The organism is Streptomyces cavernae, assembly GCF_004023625.1.
Taxonomy (GTDB): Bacteria; Actinomycetota; Actinomycetes; order Streptomycetales; family Streptomycetaceae; genus Streptomyces; species Streptomyces cavernae.
This window is the reverse complement of the sequence record NZ_RPDJ01000075.1, coordinates 1-21,557: the sequence shown is the minus strand read 5'-3', so window position 1 is coordinate 21,557 and position 21,557 is coordinate 1. Positions and strand designations below refer to the sequence as shown.

The 21,557-nt window shown below is 68.9% G+C and carries 18 protein-coding genes and 5 pseudogenes; 13 read left to right on the top strand and 10 right to left on the bottom strand.

What is annotated here, in order from left to right; translation table 11 throughout:
- The first annotated feature begins 148 nt into the window (after positions 1-148).
- From EF387_RS47840 to EF387_RS49165, 3 genes are all read left to right on the top strand, one after another.
- Positions 149-913, top strand: coding sequence for a hypothetical protein (locus tag EF387_RS47840; protein WP_202918578.1), 765 nt, complete (start codon positions 149-151; stop codon positions 911-913).
- Complete coding sequence (uppS, locus tag EF387_RS44515) at positions 910-1,623, top strand: polyprenyl diphosphate synthase (RefSeq protein ID WP_202918577.1); 714 nt, start codon at positions 910-912, stop codon at positions 1,621-1,623. The genes EF387_RS47840 and uppS overlap by 4 nt, the downstream gene beginning before the upstream one ends.
- 1,052 nt (positions 1,624-2,675) lie before the next feature.
- On the top strand, positions 2,676-3,662 hold the full coding sequence (locus EF387_RS49165; protein ID WP_238432059.1) for a helix-turn-helix domain-containing protein: 987 nt from the start codon (positions 2,676-2,678) through the stop codon (positions 3,660-3,662).
- Between the two features lie 108 nt (positions 3,663-3,770).
- On the opposite strand, the gene EF387_RS44500 is transcribed toward EF387_RS49165, so the two are convergent.
- From EF387_RS44500 to EF387_RS44490, 3 genes are all read right to left on the bottom strand, one after another.
- Positions 3,771-3,980 (bottom strand): hypothetical protein, encoded by a 210-nt coding sequence (locus EF387_RS44500; protein ID WP_128382292.1) that lies wholly within the window; start codon positions 3,978-3,980, stop codon positions 3,771-3,773.
- A 627-nt stretch (positions 3,981-4,607) separates the two neighbouring features.
- Entirely contained in the window at positions 4,608-5,120 is a 513-nt protein-coding gene (locus EF387_RS44495; protein ID WP_128382291.1) for a GNAT family N-acetyltransferase, read from the bottom strand.
- Positions 5,121-5,130: 10 nt separating this feature from the next.
- On the bottom strand, positions 5,131-6,204 hold the full coding sequence (locus tag EF387_RS44490; RefSeq protein ID WP_238432058.1) for an ISAs1 family transposase: 1,074 nt from the start codon (positions 6,202-6,204) through the stop codon (positions 5,131-5,133).
- 158 nt (positions 6,205-6,362) lie between these two features.
- Here EF387_RS44490 and EF387_RS44485 point away from each other — a divergent pair, with 158 nt between their 5' ends.
- Both EF387_RS44485 and EF387_RS44480 read left to right on the top strand, forming a co-directional pair.
- The gene (locus EF387_RS44485; protein WP_420802705.1) at positions 6,363-6,677 is read left to right on the top strand and encodes a Mu transposase domain-containing protein; all 315 of its coding nucleotides are present in this window, start codon (positions 6,363-6,365) and stop codon (positions 6,675-6,677) included.
- Between the two features lie 21 nt (positions 6,678-6,698).
- Positions 6,699-6,902, top strand: coding sequence for a hypothetical protein (locus EF387_RS44480; protein ID WP_128382289.1), 204 nt, complete (start codon positions 6,699-6,701; stop codon positions 6,900-6,902).
- Positions 6,903-7,249: 347 nt separating this feature from the next.
- On the opposite strand, the pseudogene EF387_RS49160 reads toward EF387_RS44480, so the two are convergent.
- Positions 7,250-7,375 (bottom strand): annotated as a pseudogene (locus EF387_RS49160) (IS30 family transposase); the annotation flags it as partial.
- A 119-nt stretch (positions 7,376-7,494) separates the two neighbouring features.
- Here EF387_RS49160 and EF387_RS44475 point away from each other — a divergent pair.
- Positions 7,495-8,763, top strand: a complete 1,269-nt coding sequence (locus EF387_RS44475; RefSeq protein WP_238432057.1) for an alpha/beta hydrolase family protein — start codon at positions 7,495-7,497, stop codon at positions 8,761-8,763.
- Positions 8,764-8,897: 134 nt separating this feature from the next.
- Here EF387_RS44475 and EF387_RS44470 read toward each other — a convergent pair.
- From EF387_RS44470 to EF387_RS44445, 5 genes and pseudogenes are all read right to left on the bottom strand, one after another.
- Positions 8,898-9,680 (bottom strand): annotated as a pseudogene (locus EF387_RS44470) (IS30 family transposase); the annotation flags it as partial.
- Positions 9,676-10,753 (bottom strand): annotated as a pseudogene (locus EF387_RS50320) (IS630 family transposase). The pseudogenes EF387_RS50320 and EF387_RS44470, both read right to left, overlap by 5 nt.
- Before the next feature lie 155 nt (positions 10,754-10,908).
- Positions 10,909-11,916 carry a hypothetical protein gene (locus EF387_RS44455; RefSeq protein WP_128382288.1) on the bottom strand — a complete coding sequence of 336 codons (1,008 nt, stop codon included), beginning with the start codon at positions 11,914-11,916 and terminating at the stop codon, positions 10,909-10,911.
- A gap of 513 nt (positions 11,917-12,429) precedes the next feature.
- Positions 12,430-12,789, bottom strand: coding sequence for a transposase (locus tag EF387_RS50315; RefSeq protein ID WP_420802704.1), 360 nt, complete (start codon positions 12,787-12,789; stop codon positions 12,430-12,432).
- Positions 12,790-13,110: 321 nt separating this feature from the next.
- Entirely contained in the window at positions 13,111-14,067 is a 957-nt protein-coding gene (locus EF387_RS44445; RefSeq protein ID WP_128382286.1) for a quinone oxidoreductase family protein, read from the bottom strand.
- Between the two features lie 50 nt (positions 14,068-14,117).
- Here EF387_RS44445 and EF387_RS44440 point away from each other — a divergent pair, with 50 nt between their 5' ends.
- From EF387_RS44440 to EF387_RS49150, 3 genes and pseudogenes are all read left to right on the top strand, one after another.
- Entirely contained in the window at positions 14,118-14,699 is a 582-nt protein-coding gene (locus EF387_RS44440) for a TetR/AcrR family transcriptional regulator (RefSeq protein ID WP_128382285.1), read from the top strand.
- Between the two features lie 463 nt (positions 14,700-15,162).
- Positions 15,163-15,629 (top strand): annotated as a pseudogene (locus EF387_RS44435) (alpha/beta fold hydrolase); the annotation flags it as partial.
- A gap of 104 nt (positions 15,630-15,733) precedes the next feature.
- On the top strand, positions 15,734-16,522 hold the full coding sequence (locus EF387_RS49150) for a hypothetical protein (RefSeq protein WP_238432056.1): 789 nt from the start codon (positions 15,734-15,736) through the stop codon (positions 16,520-16,522).
- Between the two features lie 546 nt (positions 16,523-17,068).
- On the opposite strand, the gene EF387_RS44425 is transcribed toward EF387_RS49150, so the two are convergent.
- Complete coding sequence (locus tag EF387_RS44425) at positions 17,069-17,419, bottom strand: winged helix-turn-helix transcriptional regulator (protein ID WP_238432055.1); 351 nt, start codon at positions 17,417-17,419, stop codon at positions 17,069-17,071.
- 64 nt (positions 17,420-17,483) lie between these two features.
- Between EF387_RS44425 and EF387_RS44420 the strand changes: the two genes are divergently transcribed.
- The 4 genes and pseudogenes from EF387_RS44420 to EF387_RS44405 all read left to right on the top strand — a co-directional run.
- On the top strand, positions 17,484-18,389 hold the full coding sequence (locus EF387_RS44420) for an LLM class flavin-dependent oxidoreductase (RefSeq protein ID WP_128382284.1): 906 nt from the start codon (positions 17,484-17,486) through the stop codon (positions 18,387-18,389).
- A complete protein-coding gene (locus tag EF387_RS44415) occupies positions 18,386-19,696 on the top strand; it encodes an FAD-binding oxidoreductase (RefSeq protein WP_128382283.1) in 1,311 nt (436 codons plus the stop codon). Before EF387_RS44420 ends, EF387_RS44415 begins: the two co-directional genes overlap by 4 nt.
- Before the next feature lie 91 nt (positions 19,697-19,787).
- Entirely contained in the window at positions 19,788-20,438 is a 651-nt protein-coding gene (locus EF387_RS44410; RefSeq protein ID WP_128382282.1) for an FMN-dependent NADH-azoreductase, read from the top strand.
- A 647-nt stretch (positions 20,439-21,085) separates the two neighbouring features.
- A pseudogene (locus EF387_RS44405) lies at positions 21,086-21,557 on the top strand (IS1380 family transposase); the annotation flags it as partial.

The following is a 21,557-nucleotide window of genomic DNA, read 5'->3' as shown; positions in this document are numbered from 1 at the left end:
CAGGCGATTTTCCCGGTACTAGGGGTGGTAGTGGATGACACCCCAGGGGCAAAACGGACACTTCGCCCCTGGGGTGCCGGGGGGTGGCCGCGAGGTCGGCCCCGGGTGCCGCGCGGCAACCCACGCTGTACGCGGCTTTGAGGAGCGCATGGACAACCTGCGCCTGGTCATCGGCGACCGCAACGCCACCGGCAGCCGTGCCGTGATCGGGATGAGCATGGTCATCCAGGAGGCGAACTTCAACCAGATCGTCCCCTTCGCCGAACTGGCCCGCGCGACCGGCTGCGACTTCGCCGCCATCCACCAGGAGAGTTACGGGACGGTGACCAGCCGCTTCACCGACGACCAGGCCCGCGCCATCATGGCGGACCTGCACAAGGTCGAGGCGATGGCCGACGAGGCCTTCTCCCTCAACCTCCCACAGCACACCCAGCGGCACACCGTCTTCGTCCGAAAGGCCGGCGTGACGGCGAGTGTCAAACTGATGGACCGCTGCTTCACCAGTCGGCAGCGCCCCACGTTCGGCTCGTCCACCGACTATGCCGCCTGCTGCATTGCCGGCGGCCACGCCGACTACAAGCAGCACTCCGCGGTCGGCAGCCTCCGCGACGACCCCACCATGAACACCTTACACACGGTGATCGACCGGGGTGTCGGCACCGCGCTCGGCCGCCCCGCCAAGCTGAACTGCACGGCCTGCGAGCTGAATCCGTTCAACGACTTCGTCAACGGCGTCCTCGGCCACCTGTCGGGTGAAACCGGCTGGGACGTGGAACTCCTGCCGTACGAGCCCCGCCACAACGACGGCTACAGCCTCGTCCTGGGCAGTACCCGCCCCGGCGAAGCCCTCACAACCGACCGCGACGGCCGCACCGGGCACCGCACCCAACTCCCCGTCGTGAGCGTACGGTGACGGCCTTCCGCGCCCGGCCCCTGCGCCACCTGGCCGCGGTCCTCGACGGCAACCGGCGCTGGGCCGCCGAACGCGGGCTACCACCCGAGGACGGCTATCGTGCCGGAGCCGACAGAGTGATGGAGTTCCTTCCATGGTGTACTGACGCCGGCATAGAGGTCGTCACCCTCATGGCGGCCTCGGCCGACAACCTGGTCCACCGTGACCCGCTTGTCATGGCCGACGCTCTGGAGACCATCGTCACCACTCTCGGCAAACTCGCCGCCACCGGCCGCTACCGGCTCCGCCCGATCGGCCGCCTCGCCCGCCTCGGCCCCGACATCGAGCACGCCCTCAACCAAGTGCGCGAACGTACCGCCCAGGTGGCCGGAACCACCGTCAACATCGCCATCGGCTACGGCGGCAGAGAAGAGATTACCGACGCCGTACGCTCCCTGCTCACCACCCACCTAGCCCACGGCACCCTGCACTCCCTGCCCCAGGCCCTGGCGCCACAGGACATCGCCGCCCAGCTCTACACCGCCGACCAACCCGACCCCGACCTAATCATCCGCACCTCGGGAGAGCAGCGCCTGTCGACCCTCATGCCCTGGCAGTCCGTCTACTCCGAATTGTTCTTCCTCCCCGTCAACTGGCCGGACCTCACCCTCCAGGACTTCCTCACGGCGCTCACCACCTACCACCACCGACAGCGCCGCTTCGGCGCGTGATAGACGGTCTTCTCAGGCCTGTCCCCGCTGGTCATAGAGGATGTGGCCGAGACGAGGGCGAGCGGATCGTGCTGCGGGCACGGACTCCGCAGGCACCGCGGGTGCGGGTGCGGCGCTTGGTGTGTCCCACGCGCGGCTGCCAGCAGACCGGGACTTGACCCCTGATCTTGGACAGGGGCTATGCGGCTGGGGCAGGGTAGGGGATGTTGTGTCGAGCGCTGTCTCGTAGGCGACGGGACTGCGTTGTCCGAGGCTGGAGTGGCGGCATCGGGTGTTGTAGCGGTGCAGCCAGCGGAACAGGTCGAGGCGGGCTTCGCGCTCGTCGGGCCAGGCACCGGGGCCCTGGAGGGTCTCTTTCTTCGGGAAAGCGCCTGGGCGGAGACCCCGCCGCAGTCTTCACCAAGGAGAACGGCGAGATTCTCAACGCCGCCAACGTCACCCGGCGGTGCGTCACGCAGGGCCGCCACTTCGCCTTCCAGATCCGGAGTGCTGCGGTCGGTGAGATGCGGCAGGATGCGCCGTCGGCCCGATGCGTCGTAGAGCAAGACGATCCGGTCGGCGCCGCCTGCGGCCCCCCGGTCCCGGGTTCACCTCCATCTCGATGCCCTGTACGTCCGGCCAGGCCGTGGCGCGGCTGTCGGACATTCCCCGGGCCGCCAGATGGTTCCCGTCCCCGCAGCAGGTCGGGACTCGCCGAGGCCAGATTCTCTTCCGCGAGGGCGCGCAGGGGCTGACTGTCGGGTGCGGTCATCGTGCTGATCTCCTTCGAGGCTTCGACATCTCGAAGATCAGCCGGTGGCCGTCAGTCCATGCGGGCCTCATCCCAACGCCGGAGCAAACCCCCGGATCAGGTAGAACCCGTCACCACTTCCCTGGACGCAACCGCTCAGCCCGGTGGAGTACGAACCGCGCACCCCACCGGTAGCGTGAAATCAAGCAACTCGACTCCACCGAAGCAGGGGCGCTCCGGAGCCTCCACCGATCCCGGAGGGGTTCACCAGCACGCCACGGGCTGGCGTCAGAGCAACGAATGGAAGGAGTATCGAACGGCGATGAACGGAACGCCAGTGGACACCGACGGATCGCGCGGGGTGTTCTCCCTGGACTCCACCGTCCCAGGCGCCCTACCGCCAGGATTCGAGGCCTTCCGGCACGCGCGGCAGACGCAGCTCAGCGCCGTCTTCCCGCTGCCGACCTTGAGCCCGGCCACGATCGAAAACTTCCGGGTCAGGGCCCGCGGCGCCAGGGTGCGCGACGTGGTGACCGTCGATGTCCACGGCGCGTCAGCCGCCCGAGGAAAAGCCATCCTGGGCAACGTCGAGGATCAGGTTCGGATGCAGGTGGTACGGCGCGGCGCATGGACTGTGCGTGACCCACGCGGTCGCGATGAGCAGACCGTACCGGCCGGGCAGTTCCTCCTGCGGCACGTCGGGCGGCCGTCGCACTTCGAGTCGGCACCGCACACGACGGCGCAGCTCATCTTCCTGCCCTCTGCGATGCTCACACCACTGCTCGGGAATCGCAGCATCACCGGGCCCGTGGACTCCCCCGAGTTGCGTCTGCTGGTGGCCCACACGAATGCGGTCCACGCAACCATAGCCGACCTCGGCCCGGCCGGTGAGCAGGCCGCGCACAGCACCCTGATCGAACTGGCCAAGGCGGTGGTGAAGGACGGGTTCGACGATGTGGAGCCCAGGCTCGCTCCCGCGCTCGCCGAGGCCGCGAAGGACCTCGCGGACAGCCACCTCGCCCATCCCGAACTCTCTCCCGCGATGCTGGCGCGAGAGCTCAACGTCTCCGTACGCACCCTCCAGCGGGCCTTCGCCACGGTGGGAGAGTCCGTGTCGGCCTACATCCGCCGTCGGCGGCTGGAAGAAGCCCGCCTCGCCCTCACCGTACCGCCCGTCCGCCTGAGCGTCTCCGAACTCGCCGCCCACTGGCACTTCGCCGACAGCAGCCACTTCATCCGGACGTTCAAGAAACACTACGGCCAGACCCCCGCCGAATACGCCCGCTCAACCCGCTCGACCGGAAGCTGAACCGACCGCGGCGGTCATCGGCAATGTCGACTCAACTGTCCTGCTCTCGGTGGTGACGCGGAGTCGTACGGACCGATGGCACACATCGGCACCGCGCTCCGTGCCGACTCAACAGTACGGCTCATCGGCCGCGATCCGGTTGGCGAGGATCAGCGTCCCGTCGACGACGAAGTCACCTTCGGCCAGACCGACGAGGAGCTTCATGCAGGCCCGGTGACCATGCGGCACCCCGGCGACGTGTCCCTTGAGCCAGAAGTCGGCGACCGTGGCCGGGCTGAAGGCCGGCAGTGGAAGACATCGCCGATCTGCGTCTGTCATCCACATCGGAAGGCATCGAATCCTCGCGGTACGGCGCCCCGGAACGGTGGAATCCACGGCGAACGACCCGCGCGACCCATCGGCCTCCACTCCCGAGCTGTTCATCTCCGGTCGATCCACCCGGCGTTCGTTTCTCGGACGCCGTCCTGTGGCGCACGTGTTCTGTCTTGATGCCGCTGTGGTTCAAGTGCCTGCCGTACCAATTTTCCTAGGCTGCGGCGGTAGTGGGAAGCGTGGGCCATTGTGGGCCAGGCGCACACGAAAGACGAAAAACTGTGAACCAAGAGAATTCCAGCCGCGTAGTCGCCATCACTCGTGCCGGTACCGGCGCAGGTATGGACATCCTCAGCGAGGCGATCGGGAGCGTGCGGATCGGGCGCGCCCAGGCCTGCCGGGTCAGAGAGTCGGGCTCTTGGGGCATACGATTCCCGCCTTTGCGGGCAGCGGCTTCCACATCCTCCTGCGGGCAGCGCCTGGCTGATCACGGCCACTGGCCGGCCACGCGCGCTCAAGGCAGGCGATGTCGTCCTCACCCCGTTCGGCGCCGAGCATGGACTGAGCCACGCACCATGCCTGCTCCGACGGACTGCTCAGTCGTCTCGGCGGAGAAGCCTCCTGACCTACTCCTCAGACGCCTTTGAGGTCCACCCGCCAGTCATTGGAGGTGATCCAATGGCCTTTCGGATACTCAAACTTGACTGCCCCAAGTAGCTCGAACCCCGCCCGACGGCAGACCGAGTTCGACGCGGAATGGTCCACGCTCGGAAAGGCGTGCAGATACTGGTGCAGTCCCGCCGACCGGACTGCCTTGACGACAGCACGAGCCGCCTCAGCAGCGATACCCCGCCCCTGGAACTCAGGCAACACTCCCCACCCGGTCTCCCACACGGTTCCGTCACGCCACGCACGCTCCCAGAAGCCGACCGAGCCAACGGTGTCGCCGGAGTCCAACAACGTGACCCGGTACATCTGCCCCCGCTCCGGGCTGAGATAGCTCCGGTGCCGCGCGACCAGTTTCTCAGCAGTCTCAGGGCCACCCAAGTGCTCCGTCATTTCAGGTGCATTGTTTCTCTGCAGGAGCCAGAAGTCACCCTCGCTCCAAGGCTCCAGCCTCACCCGCTGGGGATCTGCGATGTCCATAGCAGCAACCCTAGGACGGAGGTCTGACAACCGCCTTGACCATCAGGCGTGCGAGACAACGAAGACGAGCCCTGAGGAGACCCCCTGAACACCGGCAAGGGATCGACACGGAGACCCGCATATTAGATCCCCCAATGCCCGCGAATGGCGGCGGCGAGGTCGATGGGGCGGGTTTGATGGGCGGCGAGGCTGGTGACCGCGTAGACGTTCTCGCGGGTTTCGGGCCGGCCGGTGGGTTTGCGGCGGCGGTGGACCCGGATGGCGAGGTGGGCGTGGGGAAAGCGATGCCGCCGAGGTTGTCGGCGATGGCGCAGGTTTTGATCGAGCGGGACTCGCGGCGGCCGTGGGCGGTGGCGGTGTGCTGGACCTTGATCGAGGTCCAGGGCAGGGCGGCGAGCTGGGCGTAGGCGGTGGGCTGGTTGGTCTTGATGACGGCGATGTAGTGGGCCTTCTTCGTCGCGACCAGCCAGGTGATGTTGGCCTTCACCGAGTGGAGGGCATCGAAGGTGACGACGGTGTCGGCGAGGTCGAGCGGTGCCAGCAGGGGTTTGAAGTGGCGCACTTCGTTGGTCTTCGCACCGACTTCGACCTGGGCAATCGTGGCGACGCGGTCGTGGGTGACCGTCGAGAGCAGGTGGCGCCGCGGCGCGGCCAGGCGGGCTGAGCCCTTGAGGGCCTTGCCGTCCACGGCGATGATCTGCCGCGATCGGGTCTCGGGCATGTCCGCGGACGCGGTGACGCGGTGCCGGTCGGCCAGGTAGGCGCCCACAGCCTGGTCCAGCGCGTCGCCGTCAAGTGCCTGAAGGACGCGTCCGAGAGTGACCGGCTCGGGGCTGCGCCGCCAGCCGAGCAGGTGACGGCGTACCCCGGGGGATGCCAGCAGCGAGTTCGTGGCCCGCTCGCCGAACTCGGCGAGTTCATCGATGCTCTTCGCACCGCAGACGGCCGCGCAAGCACACATCAGCAAGATCGCCGTCAGCGAGTGCCACCGGCCCCGGCGTGAGCGCGGATCCGGAACCGATTCGAGGTAGGGGCCCAGGTCAGCGATCCGGTCCGCATCCCGCGGCCCCAGCTTCTCCGGCACGGCAGGGATAGGGGAAGATGCAACAGCAGGCACGAGACGTCCTCGTGATCATCTGGCTTCGACACCACAATGATCACGAACCCCGGTGCCTGCTCTGCTATCCGCCCCTACCGGCCTGATCGTCAACCCTCCACGCAAGCACGGAACTTGACGGAGCCCTGGACCGCTACGGCATGATCACCGTGAAAATGTGCCGGTATTCAGTCCCGGTCCGCTTCATCGACCGCAAGGTCACTGTCACGCTCACCTGCGACGACCTGACCGTCTATGACGGCCGCCGGGAAATCGCCCGCCATCGGCGGCTGACCGGTCGCGGTGCCGAGCACCTCGTGCTGGACCACTACCTGGAAGCCCTGCTGACCAAGCCGGGGGCGCTGGAACGCTCCGAGGCCCTCCACGAGGCCCGCGCCGATGGCGCCTTCACAGCCGTCCACGAAGCATTCTGGGCCCGCGGCCAAGAAGGCCCTCGGTGACAACGAAGAATCCTGGCCAAAGTGCTGTTGCTGCACCGCCACCAGCAATACGCCGACGTGGTGACCGGGATCCACACGGCCCTCGCGGCGGGCATCTTCAACGAGGACGTTATCGCCCTGGAAGCACGCAAGGCGGCCCAGGCAGCCGAGCGGGCACCGCCCTTCACCGCCAGCGCCCCCGCCTCGGAACCATTGGATCTCGACCCGGCCCGGTCACACCCCTGACACCGCGCCGTCTCGCCGGTGCTCTGCCCTCCGATCAGCGTCCCCTGCCCCGCCTGGAGCAGTGGGACAAGCTGTTGCGGCTTCGACGGAAGAACTCATCATGACCACCGCCCATCATGCCCTGACCGCACAGGCATCCGACGCGGCGATCGACACCGCCTGCCGGCTGCTGCGCCTGCCCACCATGCGAGCCCAGGCCACCGACACGATCGCCCGGGCCGAACGCGAGGGCCAGTCCTACGCGGGTCCGCCCGCTCCTGGCGGCTTGCGCCGACTTCGGGCAAGGGGTCTGTGGTCGGGCCGACCAGGCGCATTGCAGGGGTCGTTGCAAAACCGCGGTGAGTTGATCAAACCGCGGGCAGTTTGGACAGACGCTCGGCTGGGGTTTGCCGGCCGAGCGTCTTGCGTGGACGGCTGTTGAGTTCGGCGGTGACGGCGTCGAGGTCGCTGCAGGTGCGCCGGATCAAGTTGGTGGGGAACGTCGTCGTCGGACAGCGACGGCGAGCACCGTACGCACTCTCGGGAAAACCCGACACATGTCGGAGGGTTGGCCGGATGGTCGGCTGTGTCGGCGGATACGTACGGTCACGGCATGAAGCGAATGAGCAGGGTACTGATGGTCTCGGCGGTGTCGGTGGCGCTGACGGTGAGCGGCACGACGGCCGTGGTCGCAAACACAGCAGAGAGACCCCGGGCCGCCGCTGTCGCGCCCGTTGCGGCGGACTTATCGCGGGGCCCGCTCGTTTCGGTCGAGCACCTGCGCACGCTCACCGCCCGCGAGGTCGCGGCCGAGCTTGCGGGGGACAAGGCGGGTGCCTGGGACGCCAGCGCCGTACGGTACGGTCTGGACACCTTCCGGATCGTGTACCGCACAGTTGACCCTCATGGTCGGCCCACGACGGCCAGCGGACTGCTGGCCCTACCTCGGAGCGGTGAACGGCGGCTGCGGACCGTGTCCTTCACGCACGGCACCGAACTGTTCAAGGGCGGCGTCGCCTCCGTCTCGACCAGCGTCTGGGACCAGGCACCTGCCCTGACCTACGCCTCCGCCGGATTCGCCACGGTGCTTCCCGACTACCTCGGGTTGGGCTTGGGCTCCGGCCCACACCCCTGGATGGACGTGCCCTCGGAGACGACGGCCGCCCTGGACATGCTGCGGGCCTCCCGCGCCGTCGCAGCGGCGAAGGGCCGGGAGCTGCGCCGCGAGGTACTGGTCACCGGCTTCTCACAGGGCGCCTCGGCGGCACTGGGGCTGGCCCGGTCGCTGCAGGAAGGCGCCGACGGATGGTTCCGGCTGCGAGCCGTGGCGCCCATCAGCGGCGCGTACGCGTTCCGCGACGCGGAACTGCCCGCGCTGCTGGCCGGGCAGACGGAGCCGAAGGCAAGCGTGATCTACACGGCGCTGATCCTGGTCGCCTTCAACCGCCTGCACCACCTGTACGACACACCAACCCAGGTGTTCCGCGCGCCGTACGACCAGACGATCGAAGGTCTGCTGGACGGTATACACACCGGTCAGGAGGTCGAGGCGGGCACCCCGGACTCCATCGACGCGCTGCTCACACCCCGAGGCCGGGCGATGCTGGCCCATCCCACGGGACGGCTGGCGGCGGCCCTGCGGATCGCCGACGGCGTGTGCACCGACTGGACACCGCGCGCTCCGATCCGGCTTTACTACGCCGACGGCGACGAGCAGGCCGTCACCGCGAACACCGCCCGCTGCCAGGCCGCCCTGCGCGCCCGCGGCGTCCATGCCCCGCCGATCGGCCTCGGCGCCCCTGACTACGGCGGCTCGCGCCACCTGGGTTCCCAGCAGGCGGGAACCGCCGCCGTGGTGCGGTGGTTCCGCTCTCTGCGGTAGGCGGGCCGCCTACGGGGTGTTCCGCTGCCGGAGCCTTCACTGCCATTCGCCCGGGCGCAGAACAGCTTCTCCCCGGCCCGTCCCTCGGGTGAGGGGCCCGCTTTAGAGGGCGTTGCAGCACCGTGGTGAGTTGATCAAGCTGCGAGCAGTTTGGACAGGCGCTCGGCTGGGGTTTGCCAGCCGAGCGCCTTGCGCGGGCGGCTGTTGAGCTCGGCGGCGACGGCTCGAAGGTCCTCAGGGGTGTGCGTGGACAGGTCGGTGTCCTTGGGGAAGTACTGCCGTAGCAGGCCGTTGGTGTTCTCGTTCGAGCCTCGCTGCCAGGGACTGCCGGGATCGCAGAAGCAGACCGGGATGTTGGTAGCGATGCTGAAGCCGTGGTGAGCGGCCATCTCGGTGCCCTGATCCCAGGTCAGGGACCGCTTTTAGGAGGGGCGGCAAGGTCTTGAAGGTGGCGATGAGGGCGTCGCGCACGGCTGCGGAGTTGTAGCCGTCGGGCAGGTGGACCAGCATCAGGTAACGGGTGCTGCGGTCGACCAGAGTGGCGATCGCGGAGTGCTTCCTGCGGCCGAGGATCAGGTCGCCTTCCCAGCGCCCGGGGACGGCCCGGTCGGCTGCCTCGGGCGGCCGTTGGCTGATCATGACCTTGACTGTACGGAAGCGCCTGCGGTCGGCCAGGCGGCGAGGGCGTCGCCTGGCACGTCCGGTGCGCAGAGTTTGGGTCGGTTCGCGGCGGGGTTCTGTGCGGCCTTGGGTGAAAGGGCCTCGTAGATGGTCTCGTGGCTCACGTGCATGTCCGGCCGATGAGTGAAGCGTCTGCGCCGAGCGTGACAGATCTACTCAGGGCTCCAGCGCAGGGTCAGGTGCGACTGGATGAAGTCGTGCAGTCCGGGTGGCGTTACTGATCTCGGCTCGTCAGGGTGATGTGGGGGTGTCCAGGGGCAGGCCGGTCCCGGCTATGGACCCGTCGAGGGTGTCTGGTCGGAACTGCAGGCGTTTGAGCCGGTTGCGCACTCGCTTCTCCAACGGGTCGAGTGCGACGACGGCGAGGTTGGCCAGGCTGCGTTTGACGTGTGCCCACACGCCCTCGACCGGGTTCAGATCGGGCGAGTACGCGGGAAGCAGGAACACCGTCAGCCACTCACGTTCGGCAACCAGTTCCTGCATCGTCTTGGAGACGTGGGTGTTGAGCCGGTCCCACACCAGCACGATGGGGGCCCTGACCAGCTGGTGGACGCCGTTCAGGAGGGCGATGTCGTCGCGTTCGCTCATGCTGCGGCGCGTGCCCTTGCCCGCGGGGTGGGTGAGCAGGCGGTGGCACAGCCGGGTGCGGGAGCCCGGGCGCCAGGCGATCAGCCCGGCCACCGACAGGCGTCCCGAGCGTCGTCCGCTTACGGTGACGACCGGTGTGTGGCCTCGCCGGCCCCAGGTGCGTCCTTTGGGCGGCCTGCGGGTGAAGCCCGCCTCGTCCTCGAAGCAGATGTAGCCCCTGCAGGCCGCCCGGGCCCTTTTACCTCCACCCAGGTCGCGTCCTTCCAACCGGTCACGGCCTGCTCGTCGCGCTCTGCCACCCTGCGTGCGGGCATCTGCGGAGTGAAACCGAGCCGGCGCATCAGCCGCTCGCGCCCGAGACGCTGTAGGAGACGTGGAACTTCCTGCCGATCAGCGTGGCCACCCGTGCAGCCGTCCACACCTGGTCCTCCGTCCAGCCGTGCGCGGCCGGCCCCTGCTCGAGATACCCGGCGAGCTTCTCCAAGCAGCGCGACGACAGGCGACACCGGCCCCCGCTCGGCCCTCGCGAAAGCAGCGCGTCGACACCACCTTGCCGCCACCAACTGCCGCCACTGGTAGCCGACTTCACACTCACACACAGCTGCCGGGCCACCTCGGGTGGTTTGACCTGCTGAGCGAACAGCTCCGCCGCCTGTATCCGCACCGCTTCCCGGCGCCGCCGTGCTGCAGGCGTCAGGCCACCCCCATCCACATATCTCACGCACCACGGACTACCGACAACGCCACACCCACATCAGGAAGTTCAACAAAACATCACCCTAACGAGCCGAGATCAGTAACGCGCGTCACCAGCGGGGACCCCGCTCCCTCAACCTGATGTACGTGGCACCGCCCCGGCCCCCCTCACCGACCTTGTCACAGCGTCCGGTACACGCGGGCGATCACGGGCGGGTGCTCGTAGGACTCCGGGCAGTGGTAGATCTGCAGTTCCTCGTCGCCCAGTTCGATCAACGTCTGGTCGCCCAGCGGTGGGTAGGATCGCCGCCGAGCGGTGTCCGCATCGGCGTCCTCGACCGGGCGCCAGCCGCCCTCGTTGTCCCCGTTCCATTCACTGAGGCCGACGGTGAAGAGGGGCTCGGTCTCCGCGCCGCATGTGCCACATGGCGGATGTGCACTCGCGTCATCGTCCGAGGTGACGACGCCCCAGCCGCCGGTCTTCCAGCCCGGAGCCACCGCGAACTCGGAGTAGTGGCGACCGGTTTCCTCCTCCCACGCGCGCACGCCCCCGGCCACGGCGGTGGGCAGCTGGTTGGCTGCCGGATACTCGCTCACCTGTTCCGGATGCAGTACACAGGGGGCGGGCCAGTACTCTTCCAGCTCGATCACCGTTGGTTCCGGCGGCGGTGCAAGGACTGCGGTGACCTGGTCGGCACTGCGCCAGCGCACATGGACGGCCGGGATCTCGTCGTCGTGGTCCATGAACGGGCACCACAGGATCTGCAGCAGGTCCGAGCCGTCGGGGACGGGCAGGCCGGGAACGTCCCGGGCATAGAGCTGAGCCACGGGCAGCAGCGGCACCGGATCGGTGTAGGGACTGTCGATCTCCTTCGGACTGCTCCGGTCGAAGACCGCCTGTTCCTCGGGCGTCCTCGGCTCGTCCTCCGGCCGTGACGACAGCGCGACCGCGAGGTGATGGGCCACGCGCACCGCCTCCAGTTCGACCACCTCGTACACCTCGTGCGACCGGGTGCAGGTCGGCCACGGCTCGTCCTTCGGCCACAGCAGCGGACCGCCCACCGAGCTGTCCGCGACCGTGGGTGCCCCCGTCCGCGGGTGCAGCCGAGTGACCTTCCTCGACATCGTGGCCAGCTCCGGGAACACCACGGCCAGATCCAGGGGCCGCGGCGGCGTCGTACGCGTCATGGTCTTCCTCTCCTCGCACATGTCCTGCGCAAGCCATCGAAGCATCCGGGACTGACATTGATGCTGATACAACTTCCTCGTGGCTCGGGCACGACGTGTTCGGCGGGGTCGCGGCCGACGGACGGGCTGTTATGGACGAACGTTTCACGATGTTCGAGGAGTTCGTCGCCAATGCGCATCGAAGCTGACGCGGATAGCGAGAGTGCGGGTGCCGGCCTGGACGGCAGAGGACCTCGTCGCCGAGACGTTCGAGGTCATGTACACAAAGTGCTCCCAAGCTCCGCCGACCCACTCGACCTCATTGGGCCCCAACTTCAGGAATCCGCCTACGGACTGCCGTCCGCAATATCCAGATGGACGCCCTCACCGCATCCACCAAATCAGCCCTGACGCAACGCGAACAACAGACACTCGTGCTGCACTACATCCACAGCCTCACCACGGCCGGGTCTGCCGCACGATCGGGTGACATCTGAACTGGCTTGCCCTGTGGGGCGGGTGGGAAGGATGTCGCTATGTCGGGGCCGCTTGCCACGCCTCACGGCGCACCTGCAACAGGTGCCACCTGTCTGCGACCTCCAAAGCGTCCGGGGCAGCCTCCTTGACCGCCTTGGTGTAGGCGCTCGCCCGGTCCCGGCACATGATTTCGCCGGGGTGCTCTGCCAGCCAGGCCGCGAACGTCTCGGAGGTGCGGTCGGGCAACACGTCCACGGCGCGGCCAGCCTCGACGTCGAGGAGCACCGTGCCGTAGGTGCAGCCCTTGCGGAAGGCGAACTCATCCTCAGCACCCGCGGCGCACGGTCCGGACCCGTCGGCGCCGTCAACAGCCTGAGCAGCCGGGTCCGGCCCGCGATCAGCCGCAGGCGGCGGCACAACCGCGCGGCCGGACGGCCGCCGAGCTCGATCGCGATCGACCGCAGCCAGCCCGTCAGCCCGGTGCGGTGGCGGCGGTGCCGCTCGGACAGGCCCGGCACCCGGGGCTTCGGCGTAGTCACGTGACGTCCGGTTCGTGTCGTCTGAGACCGAGCAGGGCGAGGGGCGGTTCGGGTCGCGTTCCTAACGGACCGGCATACGCGACACATGAACCTGCGAGTCCACCAGTGCCGAGGTCGGAAGCGTGCGGGCGACCACTGGCCCCTCTCGACCCACCCAGGTGCCGCCGACCGCCCACCAGGCTGCACCACCGGTCACCGGTCAGGGGATCAACAGAAGTTTCCCGGTTGTCGTACGCGATTCGATGTCCGCGTGGGCCCTCGCCGCCTCCGCCAGCGGGTAGCGGCCGCCGATCCGGACGACCAGCTCGCCCTTCTCGACGAGCGCGAACAGTTCGGCTGTGCGCGCCTTGAGTTGTTCGGGGGTGCGGATATGGTCCTCGGTCACGGGGTAGGTGAGGCGGGTGCTGCGGGGGATGTCGTTCATCGCGATGGTCGGCACGTCCCCGATCAGCGGGCCGTAGAACACCATCGTGCCGTGTGTGCGCAGTACTTGGAGCGATGCGGCGAACGTGGTCGCGCCCGCACCGTCGAACACCACGTGCACTCCCCCGCCGTCTGTCAGCTCGCGCACCGGCTCGACGAACGCGTCACCGGAGGAGACCAGGACGTGGTCGGCCCCCGCGTCGGTGGCGTACCCGGCCTTCTCCGGCCGCGACACCAGGCCGATCACGGCGCCGCCGCGGGCCTTGATGATCTGGGTGAGCATCATTCCGACCCCGCCGGCGGCCGCGTGCACGAGCGCGACGTCCCCCGGTCGCACCGGGTGGGACACGGTGGCGAAGTGGTGCGCGGTCAGGCCCTGCAAGAGCACGGCCGCGGCCGTTTCGTCGTCGACGGCGTCGGGCACCGTGACAACACCGTCCGCGGGGAGCACGATCTGCTCGGCGTAGCTGCCGTGGCTGTTGATCGTCAGCCACGCGACACGATCACCCGCTGCGAACCCGTGCACGCCCTCACCCGTCTCCGCCACCACGCCGACGCCTTCCGCGCCCGGCACCTCGGCCAGGGCCTGTCCGCGGATGGCGGTGTCGAAGAAGTTCACACCCGCCACGCGCACGTCCACCAAAACTTCTCCGCGGCCCGGACGAGGTGCCGGCCGCTCGCGCAGCTGCAGCACCTCCGGTCCCCCTGCTTCGCTGACAACTATCGCTTTCATGCGGCCGAAGGTAGGCACCAGAAAATGTACCTGCAAGTACACTCTGGGCGATGACCACGAGGAAAGGCGCCGCGACCCGCCTGCGTATTGTCGAAGCCGCCGCAGCCGAGATCCGGGAACGCGGCACGAACGCCACCACGCTCGACGACGTGTGCCGGCGCAGCGGCACCGGCAAGGGGCAAATGTTCTATTACTTCCCGGAAGGCCGGGAACAGCTTCTGCTCGCGGTCGCCGAACTTGAAGCCGAGCGTGTGTTCGACGACCAGCAGCCGTACCTGAGCGAACTCACCTCGCGCGCGGCCTGGGAGGCGTGGCGCGACCTCATTGTCGAGCGCTACCGCGACCAGGGGCTGCACTGCCCGCTCGGGGTGCTGATCGCCGACGTGGGCCGGTACAGCCCTGCCGCGCAGGCCGTATCGGCACAACTGGTGCGGCGGTGGCAGGAGTGCGTCCGAGCCGGTATCGAGGCCACGCAAGCGGCCGGCGAGGCCAACCTCGCCCTCGACGCCGACCGCACGGCCGCGGCCGTGATCGCCACTGTCCAAGGCGGTGTCACCGTCCTGCTCTCCACCGGCTCCGCGGAACATCTGGAGGCCGGGCTGAACCTCTGCCTCGACCACCTGCTGTTGTGAACGCGCGATCACCGGCAGTTGGACCGCATGCAAACGGAAGCACTCGCCCGGCGGGTGGCCCACCCATCAGCGGACGACCACACCGGTGCCGCGCCCGCACCGCACAGGTCTGCTCTCGGTCCTCGAACATGACGCGTTGCGAGAGTTCCGAGAAAACCCTGGAGACGGTGGGGGCAGGGCTTCGAAGTAGTCGCATGACGTCCGGTTCATGATTATTTACGTCGAGGCCCCCAGCCCCACCACCATCGTCGGCCCTTGACCCGACGCTGAGAAGGCGCTGGCGCCGAGCGCTCCTCCTCACCCGGCGCTGAGCCACCAGCCCGAAGCTCGGTGGCGGGCCGTTAACGCACCCCACCCCGTCGCCCTCGTCCGCGCCGGAGCCCGCTTCGAACGCGGCCCGCTCGTCGAACGCCCCGAGGCGGTTGGGGCATGATCGAGGCCAGCCGATTGCCTTTGGGCCGACGTGGCATGGTCTGAACACGTGGTGGTGCGAGACGGCGTCCGGCTTGCCTGCCGGGACTGGGGCGGGCCTGGACAGCCCATCGTTTTGCTGCACGTCCTGGCCGGTCACGCGGGTGGATGGGACGTACTGGCACTGATTCCGAGTTCCCGGTATCGGGTTGTCGCGGTCGACCAGCGCGGGCACGGCGCCAGCGAGCGCCACCCGCGGGACGTCTCCCGCGCGCCTACGTCGCCGACGTCATCGCCGTTGTCGATCAGCTGGAGCTGCAGCGGCCTGCCCTGGCCGGCCAGTCGCTGGGCGGGCACAGGGCCATGCTCACCGCCGCCGCGCATTCCGGGCTCGTCCGCGCGCTCGTGCTCATCGAGGCCGGCCCCGGCGGTCCAGACCCGAACGGCCCCGCGGACATCGGCGGATGGCTCGACTCATGGCCGACATCGTTTCCCTCACAGGAAGCGGCAGCCGCGTTCTGTTCCCGGGTGAGCGGCGTTCGACTGGTCATACCCAGGTCTGATGCCGCAGTTCAGATCTTGGTTCGACGCCCCGCAGGGGCGGCGGAGGCATCGTCGTCAGTATGACGAACCCGACTACATCCATGGCCGCCCCGGTGGTAACGATCGGCGCCCGACTGCGTGGCGCGCTGCCTGTGGAGCGGCTGGAGGGCACCGGCTTCCCCGGACGTTGGGTGGGTGGCACGTCGATGGTGCTCGGCCCGCTCCTGATGCTGGCCGGCGCGTTGCTGCGGGCCCGCTTCCACTTCTTCTACCCCGACCAACTCGCCGCGTACGAGCGCTATCCCACCCTGATGGCCACCGCATACGGTCTCTTTGCCGCAGGCAGCATGCTGCTCTGGCCCGCTGTGGCCGTGCTGGCCGCACGGATCGGGGGGCGGAGTGCCGGCTGGGGCCTGTGGGGCGGGGTTCTGGTGATGTTCGGCCTGTTCGCCCGCGCCTTCCACGCAGGAGTGGACCACCTGGCCTTTCAGTTGGTGCGTTCCCAGGGAGTTCAATCTGCGACCGAGGCGGTTTCCGCCGGCTACGGTGCCTTTCACGTCTTCGCTGCGCTGAACCTCGCCATCCTCGCGGGATGGATCGTCCTCGCCCTTGGGGCCTGGCGCACCCGAGTGCTCGGCCCGGTCCGTGCTGCCGCACTCGGCCTCACAGCGGCACTGCCTCTTGGAGTGCTCAAGGGGACCACCCCTCTGTCGCTGGTGGCCTTGGCCGGACTGTGCGCCGGGCTGGTGCCGTTTGGCTTGGCGCTGCTTCGTGAAGGGCCGCGCCCCAGCCGGAAGGCGGTGCTGCGCTGGGTGCCGCTGGCCCTGGTGACGCTCGGGCTGCTGGTGCTGCTCGGACAGGCCGGCTGAGTGCACCCGTGCCGGTACGGTCACGACGTCGGCAAGACGGTCAAACGCGCCGAGTCAATCAAGGAACACCAAGCCCGCCCACGTTAAACGCCAAGCTGAAGGCGCCGCCGGATATGGTGCGCGGGCCCGGATGGTCCAGCTGAGCTGGGCCGGACTGCGGGTGCCGGCGATCACGGACGAGTGGGCGGCAGCCAGAGGACGGTGCAGCGTTGGCTGTACCGCTTCAACCCGCGCCGGGCTGCAGGATCTTGCGGGCAGGCCGCAAGCGGTGGATCGCCGAGGCCGATCGTTTCCCGGGGCATCGCCATGGCCAGGCAGGTGCTGCCCGGAAGGCTGGAGGTGCAGCCCGGCGGCACCTGGGGACTGCGGACGAGACCGGGCCGGATTACTTGCGCGGGCGGCGTCCTCGCTCAGGCCGGTGACGCCGGTCAGGCCCCAGGCAGTTGCCTGGCACCGAGCTGAGAAGCCGCGCTCGCCGACGGCCTGGGCGCATCCGAACCGGCGGAGTGAGTGCGCGGGCCTCCTGTCCGCGCGCATCCGAAAGACCTACGTCGACGCCGGAACTCGCCTCGCTCCCCTGTGGCCCGAGCGGTGCATGCTCCACTGCGCCAGCGGCAGCAGGGCGTTCACCAGTGCCTGGCCGTCCGGGGCCAGCTGATAGCGGATCTGTACGGGGGTAGTGGGGATGACGGTGCGCTCGATGAGGCCCGCGGCCTCGAGTTCCTTCAGGCGCTGGGAGAGCAGCCGGTCGGAGATGCCGTCGATCATCGCCCGGTACTCGCCGAAGCGCCGGGCGCCCTGGGCGGCGGCCTGCAGTACCGAACCCGTCCAGCGGCGTCCGACCATCTCGAGGGTGTCCTCGAAGCTCGGGCAGGTGTCGTCATGAATGGAGTTCACTTACAAAAGATTAGCTCCTTACCCACCGTTTTGCCAGTGAGACGGTCCGGCCCACTCTGGACTCATGACCGACTACGGACGCCAACTCTCCTTCGGAGTAAGCCTCGCCCCCTCCGCCGGGACATGGGCACTGACCCGGCGCCTCGCGCGTACGGCGGAGGACTCGGGCCTGGACCACCTCGCCGTCCAGGACCACCCGTACCAGCCCGGACACCTCGACGCCTGGACCATGATCACGCACCTGTCGGCGGTCACCGACCGCATCTCCTTCCTCACCGGCGTCGCCGACCTGCAGCTGCGCCCGCCGGTGATGCTCGCCAAGGCCGCCGCGTCGCTGAGCGTGCTCACCGACGGACGGATCCAGCTCGGTGTCGGCGGGGGCGGCATTCCCGACGCCATCGCCTCGATGGGCGGGCCGGCGCGACGCGGCCAGGACATGGTGGCGTTCACCGAGGAGTCCCTGGGGCTGCTGCGCACTGCCCTGGCAGGAGGCGTCGTACAACTGCACAGCCCCTACCACGCCGTCGACGGCTACCGCGCCGGACCGGTGCCCCCCAAGCCCGTCGGACTCTGGCTCGGCGCACAGAAGCCCAAGATGCTCGCCGTCACCGGCCGGTCGGCCGACGGCTGGATCGCTCCGCTGAACCTCTACCTCCCCCCGCGGGAGGTGGCCTCACGGCAGCGGATCATCGACGAGGCGGCCACCGACGCGGGCCGCGACCCGAGCACACTGCGGCGCGTCTACAACGTGATCGGCGTGATCGGCGACCACGGCCGCGGGAGCGGTCCCGGGCTCGTCGGCGATGTGCGGCGGTGGGTCGACACCCTCACCGAGTGGACCATCGAACTCGGCTTCGACACCTTCGTCTTCTGGCCCGCCACCGACCCCGAGCAGCAGCTCAAAGTGTTCGCCGACGAGGTCGTGCCCGCGGTGCGCGAGCGCGTCGACACCCTCAGGAGCGGGCGATGAACGCCACCCTCTCCACCGTGCCGGCCGAGCTCGCGGGCAAGGTGGTCACGCCCGACGACCGCCGTTACCGGCCGCTGCGCTCCACCTACACCACCGTCGGCCGCCCGGCCGCCGTGGTCCTGCCCGAATCCGCGGGCGACGTCGCGGCCGCGCTGCGGCTCGCGCGGGAGACGGGCCTTCGGGTGGCCGTCCGCAGCGGCGGGCACGGCCTGTCCGGCAGCGGCACCAACGACGGCGGGCTCGTCATCGACCTGGGTGCGATGCACCGGGTCGGCGTCCTCGACCGCGGCTCCCGCCTCGTCCGCGTCGAGGCGGGGGCCCGCTGGGCACAGGTCGCTCAGGCGCTCGCCCCGCACGGGCTCGCCATCAGCTCGGGAGACCACGGCAACGTCGGTGTCGGCGGTATCGCCACCGGGGGCGGCGTCGGATGGCTCGTACGGCAGTACGGGCTCACCATCGACCACATCCGTGCCGTCGAGGTCGTCCTGCCCGACGGCACGTACGTACGCGCCGACGCGGAGGCCGAGCCCGACCTGCTGTGGGTGATGCGCGGGGCCGGAGCGGGTGCCGGGATCGCGGTGGCCTTCGAGATCGAGGCCATGGGACTCCGCGACGTCGGCCACGCACAGCTCGTCGCCGCGGTCGACCCTGCCGGGGAGACGCTGCGCCGCTGGGCCGACGTCATGGCACGGGCGCCGCGCGAGCTGTCGACGGCGGTGATGCTGTCCTCCCAAGGCACCACCACCGCCGCGTTCATCACCGCGGTCGTGGCCTCGGACAGCCCGTCCGTCATCCGCGACGCCGTCGAACCGCTGCTCGGCATCAGCGATGTGAGGGCCCAGCAGGCCCACGTCGTCCCCTACACCGAGTTGGTCCCACCACACCATCTGCACGCCAACTCCGGCCAGATGCCCGCCAGCACGACCAACGGACTGCTCACCGACATGACCCCGGACGCCGCCCGCGCACTGGTCACTGCGTCGGCCGGCCCCGACCCGGTCCTGATCCAGCTGCGGTCACTCGGCGGCGCGACCCACGACCCTGCCCCCTCGGCCACCGCGTTCACCCACCGCCACCAGAACACCCTCGCCATCGCCACGGCGTTCCCGCCGGACGCCCCCGCCGCACTGGCCGCCGCCTGGCGCCCCCTCACCCCGCACACCGACGGCGCCTACGTGAACTTCGAGAGCGCCCCCGACCGGACGACGTTCGCCCGCACCTACCCGGGACCGACCGGCACCCGCGTCACCGACCTGTGGAAGCGCTACGACCCCGACGGCGTCCTGCGCCCTGGGCCACCGGCCTGAACGCCGGCCGCCTCGATCTCACCGACCACGAGCCCGCGGCACCCGCCGCGAGCGCCCGACCTTTCATCTCACCCCTCACTGGAGATACTTCATGGCCACGTTGCTGCACATCGACTCGTCCGTGTTCCCGGGCGGCGCCTCCGCCTCCCGCGCCGTAACGGAGACCTTCCGCACGACCTGGGAGGAGCAGCACCCGAAGGGCACGGTGATCTACCGCGACCTCTCCGTCGACCCCGTCCCGCACATCACCGCCCACGCCCACACGGCAGGGTTCGCCGATCCGGACGTCCACACGCCCGAGCAGGCCGCCGCCTTCGCCGAACGCGTACGGCTGATCGAGGAGTTGGAGCAGGCAGACGCGGTGCTGATCGGCGCGCCGATGTACAACTACACGATCCCCTCGACCCTCAAGGCCTGGCTGGACAACGTGATCCTCTTCGGCCGCACCTCGGGCGATAACCCCTCCGCCAAGGGCACCCCGGTCACCGTCGTCGCCAGCCGCGGCGGCTCCTACGCGCCCGGCACCCCGAAGGAGCCCTACGAGTACGTGCAGAACTACCTGACAGCGACCCTCGCCGGCATGCTCGCCCTCGACCTCGACTTCATCGTCCCGGAACTCACCATGGCCCCGCACGTCCCGGCCATGGCCGAGCTGGTGCCGCTGTTCGAAACCTCCCGCGACCGCGCCTTCCAGGACGCGGCCACCAAGGCCAAGGCCCTCGCGGAACGCCTCGCAGCGTAAACGCGTAGACACGAGAACGCCGTGCGCGTCCCTGCCACCGGGACATCGCACGGCGTTCTGACGGTCATCGCCGACAGCGCTGCGGGGCGGCAGGGCCTTCAAGACCAGGAACTCGGCCGTGAACGGGCTTTAGAGCCCGCCCTGTCGCATGGCCTCTGCGGAGGCTCTTCGGCAAGCTCAGGATCACCTCACGCAGACAGCTCCACGACAACACCCTCCTGGTGAGTGGCTCGCCGATGGGGTTGCCGTCTCGCCTCAGGGGCCCTGCCGCCCGTCCGACAGCACGCTGGAAACGGGGGTGTACCCGGAGCAGCCCGCGGCTTCGGCATGGATCCCACTGGATGTGCTCATCAGCTGTTACGCAAATGAGCCAAGGTGGCACATACTTGCGCCACAATCGTGGCGGCATACGAGGCGTGGCGTGATGCTTGCCCGGTTCGGTTCGCCGGCGGGCCTTGCTGGTCGTGTTTGGCGGTAGGTGTTCGTACGGCTGGTTGACGGATCTGTCCGGGGCGCGCCGGTTTAGCCTCGATCCACCGGGCAATAGCCGGTCCAGGGCTTGGACATGAAGACGCGGATGCCCTCTGAGCTGGGATGATGGGACTTCCTAGGGTTCCATGTCCACAGAATCGGAGTGCATCCGCGAGATGCAATCTTCCCATGCCGCTGCGGCGGTGTCCGCCGCGTTCGATGACCGGAATCTGGTCGCGCATGCCGGGCTGGTCCCGGTGATGCGACTGGCCGAGCGGTGCAGACTTGCCCGTCTGGTCGCGGACAAGGTGAAGCTGACCGGGGCGAAGAACAGCGCGGGTGCCGCGGCGGATGCCAAGGTCACCAGCATCGTGGCCGGCATGGTCGCGGGTGCGGACAGCATCGACGACCTCGACATCCTGCGGCACGGTGCGATGCCAGCCCTGTTCGGCGGGATCCGTGCCCCCTCCACGCTCGGCACGTTCCTGCGTGTGTTCACCCACGGTCACGCGCTCCAACTCCATGCCGCGCACCGCAAATTCCTGGCCGCGCTGACCGCACACACCCCGCTGCTGCCGGGCGCGGGGCAGGTGGCGTTCATCGATGTCGACTCCACCCACAAACGGGTCTACGGCCGGACCAAGCAGG